The sequence below is a fragment of the Nocardia sp. NPDC101769 genome (genome assembly GCF_044766925.1).
Taxonomy (GTDB): Bacteria; Actinomycetota; Actinomycetes; order Mycobacteriales; family Mycobacteriaceae; genus Nocardia.
In genome coordinates this window covers 1-20229 of the sequence record NZ_JBIWMX010000028.1, presented here as the reverse complement: position 1 = coordinate 20229, position 20229 = coordinate 1, and the positions used below count along the sequence as shown (strand labels likewise).

Below are 20229 nucleotides of genomic sequence, written 5' to 3'. Positions count from 1 at the left end.
TAACCGCCACGATGTACCAGGAAGTCGGAATCAGAGCACCCGGAAGCGAACGGGATGGGCCAGCGGCCGGCCAGCATCATCCAGGTGATGCAGCAGGTAGGAGCCGGTCGGCAGCGGACCGGACCGCAGGGCCGCGTCGGCCGGGACCGCGGCCGCGCCTACCTGCCGCAGTCCCGCCACCGGAGCGACCGCGGCATCGGCCGCGCCCGGCGCGGCGATGACCGGCAGGACCACCTGATCCCGCGTCACCCCGTTCCCCAGCGCGAGGGTGCGCAGCGCGGGCGTCGCGGGCACCGTGGCGGCCAGGACACCGGGATCGGCGTAGACCGCGAGGCGATGCCCGGCCACCGCGCCCGCGAGGCCGTAGCTGACGACCAGGTCCCGGCCCGGCTCGTAGAGGGACCGGTCCAGCAGCAGCCGGTCGAAGGGCGCGGCGTCGTCGGCGGTCCTCCCGGCCGCTCCAGTTTCCACGAATCCGCGTGCCCGGCACCAGAATCCGGCATCGGCGGCAGCGGTCACCGAGAAGTCGTACCAGCCCGCGCCCTCGGCATCGGCGTCACAGGCCATATCGCGCCGCTCGGTCGCGCCCGCCGCGACATCGATGATCCAGGGCCCGTCGTGACGGTAGGCATTGGAGAGCACCGCAACCGAAACCGGTTGTTTCCCACCATTTTCGAATACCCAGGAGAGCTTGCGCCTGCCGGAGGCGGCGGCGGTGGCGGTGACCCGCAGCGCGCGGCACGGACCGCTGAGGTCGCCGGCGAAGCGACGCTGAAAGCCGTCGGGGCCGTATACCGAATAGTCGTAGCAGCCGTTCACCGCCGGAAAGTCGTGTGCGACAGCGCCGCCGCCGGGGACGTCGAAGCGGGTCGGGGTGAAGTCCGCGGCGAAGGCGTTCGGATGCACCCGGCAGTGCACGGTGCCGGTGCCGCCGTTGTCGATGGTGAGGGTGATCCCGCCCTGCCCGTTGGGCGCGCAGCGGGCCTGCATCCGGTACGGCAGCGGCACCCGCGCCTTGCTGCCGGTCTGCTGCTTCGGCATGCGCTGCACGAACGGAAGCGGTTGCGCGACACCGGACATCGGCTGCTCGGTGCGGGGGGCGGCGGTGGGCAGGATGAGGGTGCGGCGCGCGCCGAAGTCGAACAGCGAGGACAGGTCACCGCACACCTCCCGCCGCCACGGGCTGATATTCGGTTCGGCGACACCGGTGACCCGCTCCAGGAACTTCAGCACCGAGGTGTGGTCGAACAATTCGGAGCAGACGGCCTGTTTGCTCCACGGCGACACGATGATCGCGGGTGTCCGCGCGCCCAGGCCGACATTGTGGCGGCCGAAGTATTCACCGGCCGCGCCCTCCGGCGGCGCCGGCGCCGGGACATGGTCGAAATAACCGTCGTTCTCGTCGTAGTTGAGGATGAATACCGTCTTGTTCCAGACGTCCGGGTATTCGGCGAGCGCCTCCAGCACCCCGCGCACCATGGCCTGCCCATTGCGCGGGCCCATGACCGGATGCTCGCAGTCGACGTAGGGTGCGACGATCCAGGACACCGTGGGCAGCCGTCCGGTCGCCACGTCGGTGCGGAAGGATTCCACGAGCGTGCCGGTGCGCGCCCGCAGCAGTCCCTGCTCCACCAGCGCCCGCTGCCCCTCCGACAGCTCGTCCAGGCCCCGCTTCAGGTCGGCGGCGTAGGCGGGTTCGAGACTCGGATCCCGTTGCAGGTCCATGTAATAGCGGAAGAAGTTCTCGAAGGCGACCCCGCGGCCGCCGTTGGTGTACTTCAGCGCGGCCCGTGCTGCCTCGCGGAAGGGCAGGAAGAAGTCGAGCGCGTTGTCGGTGTAGTTGTCCCACTCCTGGTAGACACGCCAGCCGATGCCGCGCTCCTGGAGTCGTTCGGCGTAGGTGGTCCAGGGCAGGCCGAAGATGATGTCGTTGACGTAGCGCCCGGCGTCGGGGCCGAGCAGCGCGTCGTAGAGGAACAGATTGCCGGTCCGCGGCGCGACCAGCCCGGCCAGCGACTCGGCGACCGAGTGGGGGAGGGCGCTGGTCAAACCGTGCACCATCCCCAGCACGGCGTCCACGATCCCGGCGACCGGCAGGCTGCGCATCCAGCGCAGTTTCAGGTCGTCGGCGAACAGCGAGACCTGCAGGGATTCCGCGAAATTGTCCAGGGCCAGCGGGTTTTCCACGGTGCCGGTGAACAGGTACATGCGATTGGGGTCGGTGGGCCCGTTCACCGAGCAGTGGTAGCCGTCGCACAGCGTGAACGCCTCGGCGAGCTGGTAATAGAAGCCCAGGCTGTCGCGGTCGTAGCCGACCATGGCGCCCTCGCCCTTGGCGGGGATCCAGCCGTCGTGCCGGCCGAAGGCGAAAGCATCATGACCGGTACGGGTTCCGTGATCGGTGCCGTCGATGTTCTCCAGCGTGGTGGGGTACGGCAGCACCACCCGGCCGCCGTCGGGCTGGTGGAAAACCGAGCGCCCGGTGGACAGTTGTAGCGCATTGAGGTCGGCGTAGCCGCGCACGCCGGCCATGGAGCCGTAGTAGTGGTCGAAGGAGCGGTTCTCCTGCATGAGGATGACCACGTGCTCGATCCGGTCCCAGCCGCCGGGCGGGGCCGGTTCGGCCCAGGCCCGCACCAGGCTCGGCGGGAGCATCGACATGGCTCCGGCCGCACCACCCAGCTGCGCGGCGTGCTTCAGAAAACGCCTCCGATCCATGGCAACCCCTGTGAGCATAGGAACGGCTACCGTCGAGGATCGCCGACCGAGCTTGGGGGTTCGTGGCGGTGAGGGGGATCAGTAATGAAGGGTCAGTTAATCATTGGCTCCGGACGTCGCGGATCTGTCACGTGGCATTCACTGCTGTTCAGCCGGCGTTGTCCTCGTCGCGAACCAGCAGGAAGACCAGTTCGGTATCGCCGATGCGCAACACCGCTCCATCGGACAATAATCCGCTGTCGGCAACCCGTGCGCCATCGACATAGACGCCGTTGGAGGAGTGCAGGTCCTTGATCACCCAGGTGTGCCCGTTGTCGATGAGCAGCGCGTGGTGGCGGCTGACCCGGCCGTCGGTGAGCGCGATGTCATTGTCGGACAGGCGGCCGATACGGGTCGTGGAGCCGGTCACCGGGAAGACGTTCCCCGAGCGGTCGCGCAGCAGCGCCTGCGGCTCGTGCCAGCTGCGGTCCACGATGGTGGTGGCGCGGGTGGCCGAGGCCGCCGCGACCGCCGGTACACTGAGCGGGTCCTGGCGCAGGATGCGCGATTCCAGCTCCCGGATGCGGTGGCCCGGATCGATGCCGAGTTCCTCGGCGAGGATGCCGCGCAGCCGGCGGGCCGCCTCGAGCGCGTCGGACTGCCTGCCGGTCAGGTAGAGCGCGGTGATCAGCTGCTCCCAGAGCGATTCCCGCAGTGGATGATCGCGCACCAGCAGGGCCAGCTCGGAGACCACACCCTCGGCGCGGCCCTGGGCGATATCGGCCTCGGCGCGAGCCTCGATGACGCCGATGCGCTCGTCGTCGAGGGCGACGGCGTAGGCGTCGGCGAAGCCGAGTCCGCGCAGATCGGACAGGACGGGTCCGCGCCACTGGGCGAGCGCGTCGGAGAGGGCGGCGGCGGCGGCGGCGAACCGTCCCGCGGCGAGGGCGCGCAGGCCGTTCTCGCGGCGGGCCCGGAAGCGGAAGACATCGCAGGCGGGGTCCGCGAGCACGATGCGGTAGCCGGTGCCCATGTGCTGCAGCATGTTCCGGGCGTCGATGCCGCCGTCGCGCAGCGGCTTGCGCAGATTGGAGACGATGGCGTGCAGGCTGACGCGCACGTCGGGCGGCGGATTGTCCTCCCAGACCGCGCCGGCGAGGGCCTCGACGGATACCGGACGGTTGGCATTGATCGCGAGGTAGGCGAGCACGGCGCGCTGCTTGGGCCCGCCCAGCTGCTGGGCCACCCCGTCGATGGTCAACTGCACCGGACCGAGCACCCCCACCTGCGCGCGCACGTCGCCCATCGCCGACCTCCCGCCCGGCCCCAGCTGTCGTCCGTCACTGTAGTTGTCCACGGCCGCCCCTCGTATCCGCCGAATTCCTCTCACCGAAATGGTCGGTGCCCGGCCCGAATTCGTTCCACCCGGGCGCGGATACGACGAGCATGCACCGGTGCGGGCGTGTCCCGGGAGAGTGCCCGCACCGGTGCATGCTCGTGGATGCTGTCGCCGGTCAGGGGTTGAGGTTGTAGACCTCCACGCTGCCCATCATGGTGACCGGGTAGTTCGCCTTCACCCAGGCGGTGATCTGGGCGGAGGTGGACTGATCCGACTCCGAGTTGCCCTGGCCGGACCGCGGTGCGTTGCCGCCCTGGCCCGGCTGGGGTCCGGCACCGCCCGGCTGGGTGTCGCGGCCCGCGCCGGAGTGGTCATGGCCGGACTGGGGGTTGCTCGGCTGACCGGCGTTCGGCTGGCCACCCTGAGAGTTGTTGTCCTGTCCGGATTCCTCGCGCTGACGGACCAGCAGGTAGCCGATCTGGTGGTCGGCGACGTACTGCTGGAACTGGGCCAGGGTCGGTGAGTCGTCGCGACCGCTGAAACCGCCGACGGCGAGCAGCGCCTTGCCCGTGGTCAATTCGAGCGAGCTGACGTCCTGAGCGCCGATAGCGGCTGCGGCCCAACGGGTTTCGCTGCCCTCGATGAGGCCGGCGATCTGCGGGTCGGGCACGCCGCCGCGCTGGCCGGGGCCGCCACCGTGTTCGCTGCGGGGCGGACCGGCGATCGGGCTGCCGCCATTGTGCACCTGGGCAACGGTCTCGAGGGTGTAGACGGTGGGGCCGAGCAGTCCGGCGAGCAGGGCGAAGACGCCGATGGCGAGCGCGACGCGCGGCAGCTTCGGGGCGATCAGCAGCGCGGCCGCGGCGACCACCGACAGCGCCACCAGCGTCCAGCGCAGCCACGGCAGCCATTCGGGGGTGCGGTGCAACAGCACGAACGACCACCCGCCGGTGGCGAGCGACATGACCGCGAGGGTGCCGCGGGCCGCGAGATGCGCACGGCGCTGCCACAATTGGGTCGCGCCGATGCCGATCAGCGCGGCCATTGCCGGCACCAGCTCCATGGCGTAGTACGAGTGGAAGCTACGGCTCATGTAGCTGAGCACGGCAGCGGTGATCAGCAGCCAGCCACCCCACAGCAGCAGTCCGGCGCGCACGCGATCGGTGCGCGGCAGCCGGCGGGTCAGCCAGAGTCCGGCGATCAGGGCAATCAGCGCGGCGAGCAGCAGCCACGAGAATTCGGTGGCGAGCTCACCGCTGAACAGGCGGGTGAGGCCGGGCTGCGACCCGAAGCCGCCGTGCATCTGGGACGGGTCGGCATGCTGGGCCGCATCCGGCGTGGGCATCGGGGGCGGGGTGGGCCGGTGGGCGCCGCCGCCGTTCTTGTTACCCAGCACCCGGCCGAGACCGTTGTAGTCGACGGCCAGTTCCCAGAGGCTGTTGCTGGTGGAACCGCCGATGTAGGGCCGGGATCCGGTGGGCCACAGTTCGACCAGCGCCACATACCAGCCCGCGGACAGCACCAGGGCCACGCCCGCGGACGCCAATTGCGTGATGCGCGTGCGCCATCCGCCCGCGCCGGCCACCAGCACCACCAGCACGAGGCCGGGCAGCACCAGGAAGGCCTGCATCATCTTGGCGAGGAAGCCGAAGCCCATGAGCACGCCCGCGCCGACCAGCCAGCCGGTGCTGCCGGACCAGAAGCGTTCGCCGCGGGCGTCGATGGCCCGCACCGTGCAGTACGCGGCGGCCACCAGCAGCAGGAGCATGAGGGCGTCCGGGTTGTTGAAGCGGAACATCATGGCCGCCACCGGGGTCACCGCGAGCGCCGAGCCGGCGATGAGACCGGCGGCCGGTCCGGCCCAGCGACGCACCGCGGCGATGAGCAGCGCCACCGCGGCCACGCCCATGAGGGCCTGCGGCGCGAACATGGACCAGGAATTGAAGCCGAAGATGCGGCCGGACAGGCCCATCACCCACATGGCGGCGGGCGGCTTGTCGACGGTGATGAAGTTCTGCGGGTCCAGCGATGCGAACAGCAGGGCCTTCCAGCTCTGGGTGCCGGACTGCACGGCGGCGGCGTAGTAGCCGTTGCCCCAGCCCGCACCGCCGAGACCCCACAGGTAGACGACGGCCGTGGCGATCAGCAGCGCCAGGGTGGCAGGTCGCTCCCAGCGCGGCTGCCCGGGCGGGGCGAGCATCGCCCATCGCGACGCGCGCCTACCCTCCGACAAGGCTGCGTTGTCCTCCCCGGTGGAGGCGTCGCCACCTCCGGAGGAGGCCGCATCGCCCGCGACGCTGGTGATGGTCGACATGCCACCCGCCTTCCTGTGTTCCCAGATTCCGATTGACCTCGCGGAGCCTAGGCGGCGGATTTTGAACCGAGCTTCAGGTCGACTGGGAGTTCCCTGTGAGGGGACACGAGGATGGCCTTACCTGGGCAAAAAGCAGGAAGGGCATCCATTCGGATGTCCTTCCGCGTGTCGTCCGGCGCAGCGGACCGCGTTGTTCGCTAGTCATGCTCCGGGGACTTCGGCAGTCGCACACGACTTCTCCGATACGGGCGGGTCGGGTCAGACGGTGGGCAGAGTGAAGGCCGCGGTGCGGACCTTGTCGGCGTGCTTGAAGTCGAGGAACAGCCGGTAGGTGCCGCGGCCGGGAACGGCGGCGTGGAAGGTGATGTCGGGGCCGGGCGCGGTGACGCCGTCGCCGGGCTCGCCGTTCGGGTGCACGTGGACATAGGCCAGATCGCCCGCGCGCAGGATCACCAGATGGCCGTAGGCCGCCAGGTAGGGCTGCAGATCGGCGACGGGCGCGCCGTCCTTGCGCACGGTGAGGGTGAGCAGGCGGCCCTCGCCGGGAACCAGATCGCCGTCCAGGGTGACCTGGTAGCCGTCGACGGTGATGGTGCGCTGCGGTTCCGGCGCGGTGCCGGGCCGATAGTGGCCCGCGATGGCGAAATCGGCTCCGAGCGTGATGGTCTTGCCGAGGGCGCGCGGCGCGATATCGGTGAAGGCGCGGTAGGCGCCCGCCTCGGGCAGGTTCAGCCGGACGGTCCAGGTGCCGTCGGCCTGCCGCTCCGGGTGCACGTGCCAGAAGCCGGTCAGCTCGCGCTGCACGACGATCAGGTGCAGTTCCTTGTCATGGATGGCGTCGAAGTCGTTGACGGGCAGGCCATCCGGGCCGAGGATGCGGAACCGGAACTCGATTTCGCCTGCGGCTACGACCTTTTCGGCGAGGTCGAGGGTGTAACCGTCCTGGGTGATATGGAGTCCGCCCGGCAGGCCGCCGTCGTGGCTGCCGTGAGCGGTGTGCGCCTCGTGGGCCGCGTGAACGTCGTGCCCGGTGTGGGCCGCGTGAACGTCGTGGTCGCCGTGAGCAGCGTGGTCGACCGGGGCCGCGTGGTGAGCATGCGCGGCGTGATCGCCGTGGGCCGCATGGTCGTGGTGCCCGGTGTGCGCCTGGGTGGTCATTTCTCGTCCCTCTCAACTGCTTCGGTGCCTTACGAAAGATCAAGTTAATACCCCCTGGGGGTATGTGCAAGATGCCGGTTCGTGAACTGGATCACCGCAGAATCGGCGCGGGTTCGGATCACCGTGACGGCAACCGTGGCCGGACGGACACGGTTCGACAATCGTCGGACCCATGGCGAGCGAGAGCGAGTACCGAACGGGCCTGTTCGCGTTGGGAATCGAACTCGACGGGGAAGGTCACCACCCCGCCGCGTGGCATCGAGCCGGACACGAACCAGACCGTCCATTGCATCCACAGACCGTGCGCACCCGGGTTCAAGCGGCGGAGAACGCGGGCTTCACGTTCGCGACCTTCGACGATGCCCTGAACCCCGGCCCCGGTCCGGGCGGGCGGCTCGATGCCACCACCCGCGCGGCCTTCGTCGCGGCCACCACCAGCACCCTCGGCCTGGTCCCGGTGTCGGCGGCCACCTACGCGGAGCCGTTCCACCTGTCGTCGCAGCTGGCCTCGCTCGACTATGCCTCGCGGGGCCGGGCCGGCTGGCTGGTCGTCGACGAGCCGGGCGCGGCCCGGGCCTGGGGAGCCACCGCACGAGAGACCCCGGCCGCGATCCGGCGCGAGCGCATCGACGCTGTCGAAGTCGCACGGCGACTGTGGGATTCGTGGGAGGACGACGCCGTCATCCGCGACTACGCGGCCGGGAAGTTCCTGGACCGCGACAAGCTGCACTACATCGATTTCATCGGCGAGACCTTCTCGGTGAAGGGCCCGGCCATCGTGCCCCGCCCGCCGCAGGGACAGGTCGTCGTATTCGGTTACGGCGCAGCGGGAACCGAGGGCATCGACGTGGCACTGGTGAGCGGAACCACGCTGCCCGAGGTCCGCGAGGCAATCGAAAACGCACGGGTGGGTGGGGTTTCGCGCGTACTCGTGGACATCGACATCGCCCTGGACACCCCGGCCGCGGAACGCCGCACCGACCTGGGCCCCGGATCCGCTGGGCGACTGGCCTTTTCGGGCAGGCACGCCGCGCTGACCGCCCTGCTCACCGAACTGGCCCCGATCGCCGACGGTGTCCGCCTGCACCCGGCCGTCATCGACGAGGACCTTCCCGTCCTCGCCCGCTACGTCCTCCCCGCCCTGCTGCGCGCGGGTCTCGCTCATCGCCCGGTCCCTGGTTCGACGCTGCGCGCGAATCTGGGCCTGGCCCGCCCCGCCAACCGCTACGTCAAGGAGCTCGCCCGATGACCGAGGTCCCCTTCCCCGACGCCCAGGTGCATTTCGGGGTCTTCTTCCAGGGCGTCAATCACCACACCATCTGGGCGGATCCGAGCAGCGGATCGCAGATCGACTTCGAGACCTTCCGCCGGGTCGCCACCGCCGCCGAGCGCGGCCTGTTCGATGCCTTCTTCCTGGGTGAGGGCCTGCGCCTGCGCGAACAGGACGGGCAGCTGCTGGACACCGATATCGCGGGACGGCCCGACGCCATCACGCAATTGGCCGCGCTGGCGGGAATCACCACGCGAATCGGCCTGGTGGCCACGCAGAATGCCACCTACAACGAGCCCGCCGATCTGGCGCGCCGGCTGGCGAGCCTGGATGTGCTGTCGGGCGGGCGCGCCGGGTGGAATGTGGTGACCACCGACAATGCCTGGACCGGTGAGAATTTCCGGCGCGGCGGATTCCTGGATCACACGCAGCGCTACGAGCGCGCCGCCGAATTCCTGAGCCTGGCACGGGAGATCTGGGATGCCTGGTCCGGTGATCCCATTGCCTCGACCCGCCACGACGAGAGCTGGTCGCACTCCGGTGCGGTGCGCGTGGTCGAACGCGACAGCGCGCAATTCAAGGTCGCGATCACCCCGACGGTGCCGCGTAGTCCGCAAGGTCATCCGGTGATCTTCCAGGCGGGTGCCTCCCCCGCCGGACGCGATTTCGCGGCCGCGCAGGCGGAGGTCATCTTCTCCCCCTTCGGAACCGAGTTCGGTCCGGCCCTGGAGTTCGCGAACGATATTCGTGCCCGCCTCGTCGCGGCGGGGCGGCCCGCCGACGACATCCGGATCCTGCCCGGTACCCAGATCGTGCTGGCCGAGACCGCCGCCGAGGTCGAGGAGAAGCGGCGCTGGGTGCTGGAGCAGCAGATCACCGGTGCGACGGCGCTCTCGCTGGCAGGGCAGGTATGGGGACGGGATCTGTCGCACCTGGATCCGGACGGCCCGCTGCCCGCGGAAGATCCGGCGCCGTCGGTGATTTCGTCCACCCGCGGCGCGCAGCGGGACGGGCAGGACCGCGGAACGATCGTGGCGCAGTGGCGGGCGCTGGCCGAGTCGAAGGGGCTGACGCTGCGGCAGGTGGCCATCGAGACAACGGCCCGTTTCGGCTTCGCGGGGACGCCGGGGCAGGTCGCCGATGAGCTGACCCGCTGGGTGCGGCACGGCGCGAGCCACGGCTTCAACATCACTCCGTGGCGGGTTCCGGCCGGGCTGGACGAGATCGTGGACCTGCTGATTCCCGAACTCCAGGAACGCGGTTCGTATCGGACCGCCTACACCGGCGTCACCTTGCGCGAACACCTCGGTCTCCGGCCGCCGTTGACCCGCCGCTGACCCGCCCGAAATGTCAGCTACGGGCGAAAACCCGGCCGGAAACGGTGTCATACCGCCCGGTTCGGGACACCAGCGCGTTCAATGAGGGCCGTGGTGGAGACACTGGACAGCACGAGCCCGCAACCCCCGGTCGCCGATCGGCGGGTCCGGCGGGACCAGCGTGGAGACGCTTACCGGCTGACGGCACTGGGCGGCCTGGCGGCGCTGTCGCTGGACGCCCTGTCGAGCGTGGCCTACGGCCCCGAAGCCATTGTGCTCGCGCTCATTCCGGCCGGCATCGGGGCAGTGTCGTGGACGCTGCCCGTCTCACTGGCCATCACGGCGCTGCTGCTGGTGCTGGTCCTGTCGTATGGTCAGGTCATCGCGGTCCATCCGGACGGCGGCGGGGCCTACGCGGTCGCGAAGAAGGACCTCGGGCGCGTGGCCAGCCTGCTGGCGGCGGCCAGCCTGGTGGTGGACTACGTACTGACCGTCGCGGTGAGCCTGGCCGCCGGTGCGGCCAGCCTGGCCAGCGCCTTCCCAGCGCTCGCGGGTCACCTGCTGGCCATCACCCTGACCGGGCTCGCGGTACTGACGGTGATCAACCTGATCGGCATCGCGGAATCGGCCAAGGTGCTGATGGGGCCGACCCTGGTTTTCATCCTCGCCATCTTCGCGGTGATCGCGGGGGGATTCCTACACCATGATCCGATCGCGGTCATCGGCAAGGACCTGGGCCCCGTGGAGCCGATCGAGGCGGTCGGAATCGTGCTGATACTCAAGGCGTTCTCGGCCGGTTGCTCGTCGCTGACCGGTGTCGAGGCCATCGCGAACGCGGTGCCGTCCTTCCGCACCCCCGCGGTGAAACGCGCCCAGCACACCGAGATCGCGCTCGGCGTGCTGCTGGGCGTCATGCTGGTCGGGCTGGCGCTGCTCATCCGGCAGTACCACATGGTGCCGCGCGGGGACGTGACCATCCTGGCGCAGCTCTCGGCCGCGGCGTTCGGCACCGGCTGGATGTTCTACCTCACCAATATCGCGGTGACCCTGGTCCTGGTGCTGGCCGCCAACACCAGCTTCGGCGGGCTGCCGGTGCTGCTGTCGCTGCTGGCCAAGGATCACCGGGTGGCGCACGCCTTCGCCATGCGGTCGGAGCGGCCGGTGTTCCGGTACGGCGTGGGCGCGCTGGCGATTCTGGCCGCCCTGGTGCTGATCATCGTCTCGGCGGACACGAACCGCCTGCTGCCGGTCTTCGCCATCGGCGTGTTCATCGGATTCACCATCAGCCAGCTCGGTTTGGTGCGGCACTGGCGCGCCGTCCGCGGTCCGGGCTGGTTGCCGCGGGCCCTGCTCAACGGTTTCGGCGCGGTGCTGACCGCGATCGCCGGAGTGGTGCTGCTGGTCGAGAAGTTCACCGAAGGCGCATGGCTGCTGCTGATCATCATTCCGTCGCTGCTGATCCTGTTCGCGCGCACCGAGAAGTACTACGCCCAGGTGGCGAAGCTCCTGGGACTGGGCAAGATTCCGCCCTGCCCGGCGCCGGATACCGAGACCAGCCTGATCGTGGTGCCGGTGGTGACGGTCAGCGCACTCACCGAGCAGGCTCTGACCACAGCCATGCGACTGAGTGGCGAGGTCGTGGCGGTAGCCGTCGCCATCGAACCCGCGAGCGCGAAGAAGCTGGGCGCGCAATGGAAGGAATGGAATCCCGGTGTGCCGCTCATGGTGCTGCCCAGCCCGAACCGCAGCCTGGTGGCCACGCTGGTCGGCTACGTCCGCAAGCAGTCGGCGAAGGGCCGTCAGGTGACGGTGCTGCTCACCCAGATCGAGACGCGCCGCTGGTGGCATCGGCTGCTGCACAATCCGCGCGGGCCGGTGCTGACCGCCGCGCTGCGCGCCCGCACTGACGCCGTGGTGGCGACGCTCGCCGTGCGGCTCGACTGATTCTGTCCCGGGCGGCCGGGCCGAATCCCGGCCCGGGCTGATCGATTCGCTGCCCGCGCCCCTCGCGACGGGAGGCGAATCGCCCGCTATGCCCGCACCCGCTACGCCTCGTACCGTTCCGGGACCTGCCCCGTGGCAAAGCGGGCGTAGGTGTTCTCCGGGTTCACCGTGATGATGTCGGCGACGGCCACCAGATCGGCGGGTACGCAACCTCCTTCGAAATGATCGACGCTGGGCACGATGACGGCCTCCAGGTCGAGCCGTGAGACCAGCATGCGGAGCCGTTGCACCGGCCGGTCGGTTCGCGGGCCGAACACCACCGTTCTGCGCAGGTCGTAGCCGAGCCGGTGGGCCAATCCGCGTATCCGGGCCTCATCCCATTGCAGACGTTCGCCGGATATGTCGCTCCGCAACCATCCGATCGCACTGGGTTCCGATGTCATGGCTATCTCTCAGGGGTTTTCGCTGCTGGCGACTGTGCCGACTTCAACGTTGGTCCGCCGCAGGCGATTGATCGATGGCGTGCGATGGGGAAAGTACGGGGCAAATGAGGGTCATGGCGGCACGGCAAATCTGTGGAAAGCCTATTCTCGGGACAGGTCCAGCAGAGAGGCCGCATGCCGTGACCGGACGGAACGAGCTGCTCATCGAGGCTCGGCTGCGCATGGAATCACCCGGAGCGCCGGGACAATCGATGACTCGCCGGGAGTTGGCGGACGCCGTCAACGACCACGTCTTCCGGGCCACCAGCAAGCGCGGGGCCGTCGATGAACGACACGTCGGCAAGTGGGAGCGAGGCGAAACGACGTGGCCCAGAAGACATTACCGATCCGCACTGCGTGCGGTCCTGAATGTGGCGACCGATGCCGAACTCGGCTTCAGCAAGCCGCATCGCGCGGCGGATGACGAGACCGTGAACCGCAAGCAATTCCTGTCCAGCGCGCTCGTGGTGACCACGAACGTGGTGCTGTCGAACTCCGCGCCGACCGAATCCGAGCTCATCGACACCATGGCCGGACCGACCGCCAACTATCGGCGGATGGAATCCTCGGTGCCCTCGGATCGGCTGGCGCCGGTGGTGGACGCGCACCTGAATCTGGTTGCGGGGGTGGTGCGGGATCGGCTGCGCACCTCGGGCGGATTCCGAGCGCTGTCCGAAATCGCCGGGCTGGCAGCGTGGTTGGCGGCGGACCGCGGTGACGACGCGGCGGCGCGGCGGCGCTACGTGGAGGCGATCCGGCGTGCCGAGCGCACGCATCATCCGCTGCTGGTCTCGTACATGACCGCCAGCCTCGGGCACTACGCCGTCGAAATGGGCGATGCCCGAGCGGGTTTGACATTGTTGCGCACAGCCGCCGCGCAGCTGGGGCGCGAGGCGCCCGACAGCGCCGGGGCGTGGATGTCGTCGCTGCTGGCCGTCGCCTACGCCGCGACCGGAGATCGCGTCGGCGCGCTGGGGGCGTTGCGTCGGGCAGAGCGGCTGGTGGACAGGCAGCGCGGTGAACCGCAGTGGCCGTGGGTGTTCGTCTTCGACGGGCCCAAGGCGGCGCGGTATCAGGCCAGCGCGCTGACCCGGCTGGGCGACAATCGCGCGGCACACCTCGCCTTCGAGAACGCGGACTCCGCGTTGACCGCCGAGAAGCCGCGCGCGCTGGCCAAGGTCGAGCACGCCCAGGTGCTGGCGCGCAGCGGCGACATCGAGGCCGGCTGCGCACTGGCGGCCGAGGCGCTGCTGGTCGGGCTCACCTATCACAGTGAGCGAATCACCCGCCTGGCCAGGGCATTCCGCGCCGATCTGCCCGCGCGTACCGTCGAGGCGAGGGCGCTCGACGACGCCCTCGCGACCCTCTACGGACGAGACGATCAATGACGAGCGTCGCCATCACCGGGCATCTCGGACCGTCCGCGGCCACGCTCGCCCTGATGGATCGGGCGCTGCGCCCGGAGGTGGCGCTGCGCATCCAGCCCGGCGGCCCGCCCCCGGTCGGGGTGAGCTGCCCAGCAGACGGGCCGGATTCGCTTTTCGCGCAGGCGATCCTGGACGCGCGCGGGATATTGATCGCGGTCGTCCCGGCCCGGCGATACCGGGCGAACCTGCCCGCGCGCGGCTTCGGCGGCACCGCCGATGTGGTGGCGACCGCACGCGCGCGACATGCCCGTCACGGTGGTGTGGCCGGAGGGGGCCGAGCGGCCGTGAGCCGCCCGCCCGGTCACCAGGCGGCGGTGGAGACCAGCCAATCGACCATGATCCGGGTCGCCTCCGGCAGTTTGGTGATCGCGCAGTGCCCGGTGTCCGGGAGCAGATGCACCTCGGTGTCGCGGCGGCCCTCGAAGATCAGGGTGTCGGCAGTCGGGATGTGCACGTCGTCCGCGCCGTTGACCACGAGCATGGGCGCGTTCCAGTCCCGGTCCAGCCATCGCCGGAGCGTGAACGGGGACATGCGCTGCGCGAGCTCGGCATCGGTGGGCTCGGCGTCGAAACCCAGGGCATTGCCGATGATTCCGCGCATGCCGTATGCCCAGGTGCGGTCCGGGTCGAAGGCGCGCTCGATCGGACCGCCCAGCACGATGGCGGCGTCCACCTCGGCGGCCAGGCCGGAGCGGGCGGAGAACCAGCCGCCCATGGAGACGCCCAGGTGCGCGACCCGGCCGTTGCCGAGGGTTCGGGCGCGGTCGATGATCGCGCGGACCACGCCATAGCCGCTGTCGGCGGACATGGGCACGGGCGTCTCGCCGGTACCCGGAATGTCGAAGGCCAGCACGCGCATTCCGGTACGCAGAGCCATCTCGGCGAACAGCGAGTGCAGGTCGATCTTCCAGGAGTCGACGCCGCCGGAGGCCAGCAGGACGGGGTCGGCGGCCGACCAGCCGGGCGGGGTCAGCAGGTGCACCGGGACGTCGATCCGCATGCCGCGATAGGGAGCCTCAACTGTCAGCCGGGTGAATTCGAGCCCGAAATCCGGTGCGGCGAGCAGGTATTGATCAACCTGATCGGACAGCGCCGCACGCTTCGACTCGTCCGCCAGAGTGGGGAATTTGGCCCAGCCGTAGGCCAGCGCCGCGAGCCGGTGCCGTCCGGTGGCCGCGTATCCCCCGGCCAGGGTGGACCATTCGTGCACCCAGCCGCCCGGGCCGTCGAGCCACATGTCCGTAATGGCCGCCCGCGCGGTGTCGACGTCGGCCTGTGGCAGGCCGGTACCCACCATCTGCGGGTATCGCTCGACGAAAAGGTCCTGCGGGTCGATCTGCCAGTGGAACGCCATTCGATCCTCCTGCCGCTAACGCAAAGTTGCCTGCGTTTATGAACGGTAGACCTTGCCGGAATCTAACGCAAGATTCTTGCGTTAATATGGTCGGATGACCGATCCGGAAGTTCGCCGCCGCACAGGCGGCCGCTCCGCGCGCGTCCGGCGGGCTGTGCTGGACGCGACCTTGGAAATGCTGGCCGACAATGGATTCGACCAGCTGAGCATCGGCGCGGTCGCCACCCGGGCGGGCGTGCACGAGAGCTCGATCTACCGGCGCTGGAAGACCCGCGAGCGGCTGATCTTCGACGCGATGCTGGAGCACAGCGCGGAGAACCTGCCCGTCCCGGACACCGGATCACTGCGCACGGACCTGATCGCGTTCAACCGATCCATGGTGGCGATCGTCGATTCACCGCTCGGCACGATGCTCGGGCGGGCCATGGCGAGTGCGAGCGACAACCCGGAACTCGCGGAATCCCGCGCGGAATTCTGGCGGGTTCGTCTGGACGGCGCCTGCGTGATGCTCGATCGCGCCGTCGAGCGAGGCGAGCTGGAGACAGCTCCGGACCCCTGGCTGGTGCTCGAAATACTGACGGCGCCAATTCATTTCCGCAAACTGCTCACCCGGGAGCCGCTGTCCGACGACTACGCCGAGCGGGTCGTCGACCTGGTGCTGAACGGGCTGCTTTCGACAGGCGAAAGGACATCGGAATGATCGCGGTGATGGGAGCGTCCGGGGAGACCGGCGGCGCTGCGCTGCAAGGGCTTCGAGAACTCGGGGTGCCGTGCCGGGCCTTGAGCCGGGACCCCGGGCGATTGCGAGATCGGCTCGGCGAGGTGGGCGGCGTGGAGTTCGCGGCCGCCGATGCCGCCGACGCGGAATCGCTGCGCGCGGGGTTCGACGGAGCGTCACAGCTGTTCCTCACCATGGTGAACGGCCCGCGGCAGGTCGAGTTCGAGACGCGTGCCATCGACGTGGCGGCGAGCTGCGGTGTGGAACACATCGTGAAGCTGTCCGCACCCGCCGCCGAACCGGATTCCCCCGTCGCGATCTCGCGCTGGCACTGGGCCATCGAGGAGCATCTGCGCGGGTCCGGTGTCGCGCATACGATTCTGCGGCCGTACGCATTCATGCAGAAGCTGCTGACGCTGGCTCCCGGGTTGGCGGAAGGCGTCATCGTCGGAGCGATGGGCGACACCGCCTGCAACTGGGTCGACTGTCGTGACATCGGGGATGTCGCGGCCGCGGTGCTGACCCGGCCCGAACTCCAGGGTCGGGTGCACACGCTCACGGGCGCGGAGGTCTTGGGCTATCCGGAGATCGCGGCGCGGCTGTCCCGCTTGCTCGGCCGTCCGATCCGCTATGTCGATGTACCGCCGGAGGCACTGCGCGACAACCTGATTCGGCAGGCGCATCTGCCCGATTGGCTGGCCGCCCACGTGACCGAGATCCAGCTCCTGGCCCGGACCCGCCCCGAGCGGCCCACCGGCGTGGTGGCCCGGATACTGGGGCGCGCGCCGCGCACCCTGGATGACTTCCTCACCGAGAACCTCGTGCGCTTCCGCTGAGCCCCGGCGGTCCGCGCGCGGGCCTTGACCTCAATGTGGGTTGAGGTACCAGGATGCCTGCATGGGCTGGTCACAGCCCGGCCCCGCGGCCCCGCCGAGTCCCCGTACACCCCTCGGCGGGGCCGCGGGTGTGTTCCGCCGCCGGTTCGGGGCCCGGCCGGAATTCCCGTGACCCGGATCGCGGCGCCGCGCGTCCGTGCCGGGCCCGCGTCGGCGTAGGGTCGATAGCGACCGATCAGCTATCCCGCAGCCGCACCGCGTGATTCACGATGGGAGAGGACTCAGCATGTCGACAGGGGAAGCCGTCATCGTCGCCGTGGACGAATCGGCCGGATCGGCCGTCGCCTGGGCGGCCAACACCGCCGCCCTGCACCATGCGCCCCTGCACCTGCTGCGCGTCCTCGAGATCACCCCCGATCAGGGTCTGGGTCTGGGCGCCGCGATCACCACCGAGGACTACTCCCGGCTCGAGGAACACGGCAACTGGCTGCTGGAAACCGCTGCCGAAGAAGCCGCCCAGATCTCCCCCGGCCTCACGGTCACCACCGAATTGGGCACCGGCGCCGTGGTCCCCACCCTCCTCGAACGCACCCACGACGCCCGCATGGTCGTGGCCGGCGCCCGCGGCAGCGGCACCCTGCGCCGCGCCCTGCTCGGCTCGGTCAGCTCCGTCCTCGCCCGCCGCTCCCACTGCCCGTTCGTCGTGGTCCGAGACGGCGTCCCCCTACCCCCGGACCTGCCCACCCGCCCCATCCTGGTCGGCGTCGACGGCACCAAGATCAGTGAGCCCGCCATCGCGGCGGCCCTCGACGAAGCCTCGGTCCGCGGCGTGGCCGTCATCGCCCTGCACGCCGAAGGCGCCTCCGACGACCCCGAAATGGACGCCCTCGACGACTACGTCCTCGCCGAGAGCCTGGCCGGCTGGCAGGAGCGCTACCCCAACGTCCGCATAGACCGCCAAACCACCCACGACAGCCCCGAACGCTCCCTCCTCGAACTCTCCTCCAGCACCCAGCTTCTGGTGGTGGGCACCCGAGGCCGAGGTGGCTTCGTCAGCAAGGTCTTCGGCTCTACCAGCCAATCCCTCCTGCTCTCCGTCCAAACCCCCATCATGATCGCCCCCACCCCCTGACTCCTCCCCCAAATACCTGCTACCAGCACGACCGGACGGCTCGGTAGTCTGACCCGGACGCCCCCGTAGCCCAATTGGCAGAGGCAGCGGACTTAAAATCCGCCGAGTATCGGTTCGAACCCGATCGGGGGCACTACGAAACCGCTGGTAAATCGCTCTCGGACACGCCCTGTAAACCGGCTTCCAAGATCGCGGCCCGCAGTTGGCCCGCAGCGAGCATCGCGCCAGCGTTCATTGCATCGGCGACCGGGCCGAGGTCGTCGTCGAACAGGTGCCCATACAGATCGAGCGTCGGGGTCGCGGTTTTGTGCCCGAGCATTCTCTGTACGACCTTGATGTTCGCGCCGCCACTGATCGCCAGCGAGGCAGCGGTGTGCCGGAGTCCATGCGGCACAATGCCGCTCACGTCGGCCACCTTGGCCGCCTGATCGAAGGCCCAGCGAAATTCGCCGAGCGGCAGTGGGCCACCCTTCCGACTTTCGAACACCCGCGCATCCGGATCACGACCGGCAATCAAGCTAGTCAGCTCCTTGACCAAGAACGCCGGTATCGGCACCGAGCGAGTCGTGTGGTTCTTTGTGTCGGTCTCCACCAGACCCTCACCGGTGACTGCGGTAGCCGAACGCGCTACGAAGATCCGCCGGCGGTCCAAGTCCACCGACGCGACACGCAGGGCTATCGCTTCGCCGAAGCGGATTCCGGTGTAGGCCAACGTGAATACCAGCGGACGAAACCGGCCAGCGGCCAACGCCATTCGCATCACCTGCACGTGCGTCAGGTATCGCTTTTCGGCAGGCGAGGCTGTCGGCAAGTCCACCTCCTCCGCAGGATTGACCGCAAGCCGCCGCGCCTTGATTGCGAACCGCAAGACCTGGTCGAGAACCTGGTACGCCTGGATAACCCGCGACGCGGACAAGCCACGGCCCTTGAAGCGGTAGCTCCCGGACTCCAGCAGTTCCACCACCCAGGTTTGAATGTCCTCGAATTCGATGTCTCGCAGCGGCACCGAACCCCAACGTGGCAACACGATTCGATCCAACAATGAGCGGTATCCGGCCTTGGTCTTCGGCTTGCGCAATTTCTTGGTGGCGAACCACTTCTCCGCAACGACACGAAATAGGACGCCGCTGCGATCCGGATCCACCCACGTCCCAGTGACAACTTTCGTCGTGACATCGCTGTCGAGGAACTTCTGGGCTGCGAGCTTCGTACCGAACGAGCGAGAACGCTCTTTGCCGTTCGGATCCACATATCGCGCCTGCCAGCGCTGCCCGCGCCCGAACTTCTTGGACTCGACCCTCTTGCGCTTCTTCTCCCCTGTGGCGGGATCGATCTCGATCACGGTCTTGTACCAGCGATCATCGACACCCGCCCGCGGATTCCGAGATCGAATTGCTGGCCGAGGCACTCGACGGCCTCGTCACTACCGGACTCCTCGCACCCGAAAGACGTCCCGGTGCAGAGTTTCTCGCCTGGCCGACTGTGCACGGCTTGGCCTATCTCGCCGTCGATGGACCCTTTACGGTTCCTCGAACCGGCCCAGCTCGACGACCTCATCACCCACCTGCTGGACATGATCGACCGCGAACTCTGAAACTGCAGGCGACGCAACGCTACTTTGCCGTATCTCGTTCGCTCGGTAGGGCTGAGACCGTGTCTCATGTCGCGGTGAATTGTCCTGGTTGTTCCCGGACAGCTCGCGCCGCATGATGTTCGGTCGTGGTCGACGAATTATCGCGGCGCCGGCCACGGGCTGGTCGTGGTAACCGGTGCGGCACCGGTGGCTGGATCGGAGTTCGAGCGACTTCAGCACCGGGCCGAGGACCGGGATTATGTCCGCGGTACCGGTTCCGCTGGTTTCCCACGAGCACTGGTTCGGGGTCGGGCCCGCGACGAGCACCAACCGCAGCCGTAGCTGACGCCGGTCTTGGTGCGGGGGTACGCGGTGACGAAATGGATTCCCACCGATAACCATGGGTGTTCAGGTGATGGCTGTGGCCTCGGGGCGCAGCGCGTCGCGCAGAACGCGCAGGCCCGCGAGCAGGCTGTCGAGTTGATCGGGGGGTAGTTGGTCGATGAACCAGTGCTGCACGGCGGCACGGTATTCGGGCAGGGCCTGGCCGAGCCTGGCGTCTCCCTCGGGGGTGAGCGTGGCATAGGTGTTGCGCCGGTCGGCGGGGTCGGTTTCACGCACGACCAGGCCGTTGCGTTGTAGCCGGTCGACGAGTCGGGTGACACCGCT

Annotated in this window: 16 protein-coding genes and 1 tRNA gene; 8 read left to right on the top strand and 9 right to left on the bottom strand. The window is 69.0% G+C overall.

The window, feature by feature from the left end; genetic code table 11:
- Nucleotides 1–30: 30 nt before the first annotated feature.
- From ACIRRA_RS33520 to ACIRRA_RS33505, 4 genes are all read right to left on the bottom strand, one after another.
- A complete protein-coding gene (locus tag ACIRRA_RS33520; protein ID WP_402776603.1) occupies nucleotides 31–2718 on the bottom strand; it encodes an alkaline phosphatase family protein in 2688 nt (895 codons plus the stop codon).
- 148 nt (nucleotides 2719–2866) lie between these two features.
- Nucleotides 2867–4054 (bottom strand): BTAD domain-containing putative transcriptional regulator, encoded by a 1188-nt coding sequence (locus ACIRRA_RS33515; protein ID WP_402776601.1) that lies wholly within the window; start codon nucleotides 4052–4054, stop codon nucleotides 2867–2869.
- A 157-nt stretch (nucleotides 4055–4211) separates the two neighbouring features.
- A complete protein-coding gene (locus ACIRRA_RS33510; protein WP_402776599.1) occupies nucleotides 4212–6350 on the bottom strand; it encodes an ArnT family glycosyltransferase in 2139 nt (712 codons plus the stop codon).
- Nucleotides 6351–6608: 258 nt separating this feature from the next.
- Nucleotides 6609–7508, bottom strand: a complete 900-nt coding sequence (locus tag ACIRRA_RS33505) for a hypothetical protein (protein WP_402776597.1) — start codon at nucleotides 7506–7508, stop codon at nucleotides 6609–6611.
- 172 nt (nucleotides 7509–7680) lie between these two features.
- Here ACIRRA_RS33505 and ACIRRA_RS33500 point away from each other — a divergent pair, with 172 nt between their 5' ends.
- From ACIRRA_RS33500 to ACIRRA_RS33490, 3 genes are all read left to right on the top strand, one after another.
- Nucleotides 7681–8757, top strand: coding sequence for an LLM class flavin-dependent oxidoreductase (locus ACIRRA_RS33500; protein WP_402776595.1), 1077 nt, complete (start codon nucleotides 7681–7683; stop codon nucleotides 8755–8757).
- Nucleotides 8754–10115, top strand: coding sequence for an NtaA/DmoA family FMN-dependent monooxygenase (locus ACIRRA_RS33495; RefSeq protein ID WP_402776593.1), 1362 nt, complete (start codon nucleotides 8754–8756; stop codon nucleotides 10113–10115). The genes ACIRRA_RS33500 and ACIRRA_RS33495 overlap by 4 nt, the downstream gene beginning before the upstream one ends.
- Nucleotides 10116–10196: 81 nt before the next feature.
- Nucleotides 10197–12038: an APC family permease gene (locus ACIRRA_RS33490; RefSeq protein ID WP_402776591.1), complete on the top strand. Its 1842-nt coding sequence runs from the start codon at nucleotides 10197–10199 to the stop codon at nucleotides 12036–12038.
- A gap of 101 nt (nucleotides 12039–12139) precedes the next feature.
- On the opposite strand, the gene ACIRRA_RS33485 is transcribed toward ACIRRA_RS33490, so the two are convergent.
- Nucleotides 12140–12451, bottom strand: a complete 312-nt coding sequence (locus ACIRRA_RS33485; protein WP_402776589.1) for a hypothetical protein — start codon at nucleotides 12449–12451, stop codon at nucleotides 12140–12142.
- A gap of 209 nt (nucleotides 12452–12660) precedes the next feature.
- Here ACIRRA_RS33485 and ACIRRA_RS33480 point away from each other — a divergent pair, with 209 nt between their 5' ends.
- The gene (locus ACIRRA_RS33480; RefSeq protein ID WP_402776587.1) at nucleotides 12661–13908 is read left to right on the top strand and encodes a hypothetical protein; all 1248 of its coding nucleotides are present in this window, start codon (nucleotides 12661–12663) and stop codon (nucleotides 13906–13908) included.
- Here the strand turns inward: ACIRRA_RS33480 and ACIRRA_RS33475 are convergent.
- Both ACIRRA_RS33475 and ACIRRA_RS33470 read right to left on the bottom strand, forming a co-directional pair.
- Entirely contained in the window at nucleotides 13902–14192 is a 291-nt protein-coding gene (locus tag ACIRRA_RS33475) for a hypothetical protein (RefSeq protein ID WP_402776585.1), read from the bottom strand. The two genes, ACIRRA_RS33480 and ACIRRA_RS33475, sit on opposite strands and share 7 nt — an antisense overlap.
- A gap of 56 nt (nucleotides 14193–14248) precedes the next feature.
- Nucleotides 14249–15301 carry an alpha/beta fold hydrolase gene (locus ACIRRA_RS33470; protein ID WP_402776584.1) on the bottom strand — a complete coding sequence of 351 codons (1053 nt, stop codon included), beginning with the start codon at nucleotides 15299–15301 and terminating at the stop codon, nucleotides 14249–14251.
- A 94-nt stretch (nucleotides 15302–15395) separates the two neighbouring features.
- On the opposite strand from ACIRRA_RS33470, the gene ACIRRA_RS33465 reads away from it, so the two are divergent.
- The 4 genes from ACIRRA_RS33465 to ACIRRA_RS33450 all read left to right on the top strand — a co-directional run bounded on the left by ACIRRA_RS33465 (nucleotide 15396) and on the right by ACIRRA_RS33450 (nucleotide 18120).
- Nucleotides 15396–16001: a TetR/AcrR family transcriptional regulator gene (locus tag ACIRRA_RS33465; RefSeq protein WP_402776582.1), complete on the top strand. Its 606-nt coding sequence runs from the start codon at nucleotides 15396–15398 to the stop codon at nucleotides 15999–16001.
- Entirely contained in the window at nucleotides 15998–16855 is an 858-nt protein-coding gene (locus tag ACIRRA_RS33460; RefSeq protein ID WP_402776580.1) for an NmrA family NAD(P)-binding protein, read from the top strand. Before ACIRRA_RS33465 ends, ACIRRA_RS33460 begins: the two co-directional genes overlap by 4 nt.
- A 286-nt stretch (nucleotides 16856–17141) precedes the next feature.
- On the top strand, nucleotides 17142–17987 hold the full coding sequence (locus ACIRRA_RS33455; protein ID WP_402776578.1) for a universal stress protein: 846 nt from the start codon (nucleotides 17142–17144) through the stop codon (nucleotides 17985–17987).
- Nucleotides 17988–18046: 59 nt separating this feature from the next.
- Nucleotides 18047–18120: transfer RNA gene (locus tag ACIRRA_RS33450), tRNA-Leu, on the top strand.
- Here ACIRRA_RS33450 and ACIRRA_RS33445 read toward each other — a convergent pair.
- Nucleotides 18121–19329, bottom strand: a complete 1209-nt coding sequence (locus ACIRRA_RS33445) for a tyrosine-type recombinase/integrase (RefSeq protein WP_402776576.1) — start codon at nucleotides 19327–19329, stop codon at nucleotides 18121–18123. It lies immediately after the preceding tRNA gene.
- Between the two features lie 639 nt (nucleotides 19330–19968).
- Nucleotides 19969–20229 (bottom strand): MarR family winged helix-turn-helix transcriptional regulator (locus tag ACIRRA_RS33440; protein ID WP_402776574.1); only part of this gene is annotated, 261 nt, incomplete at its 5' end.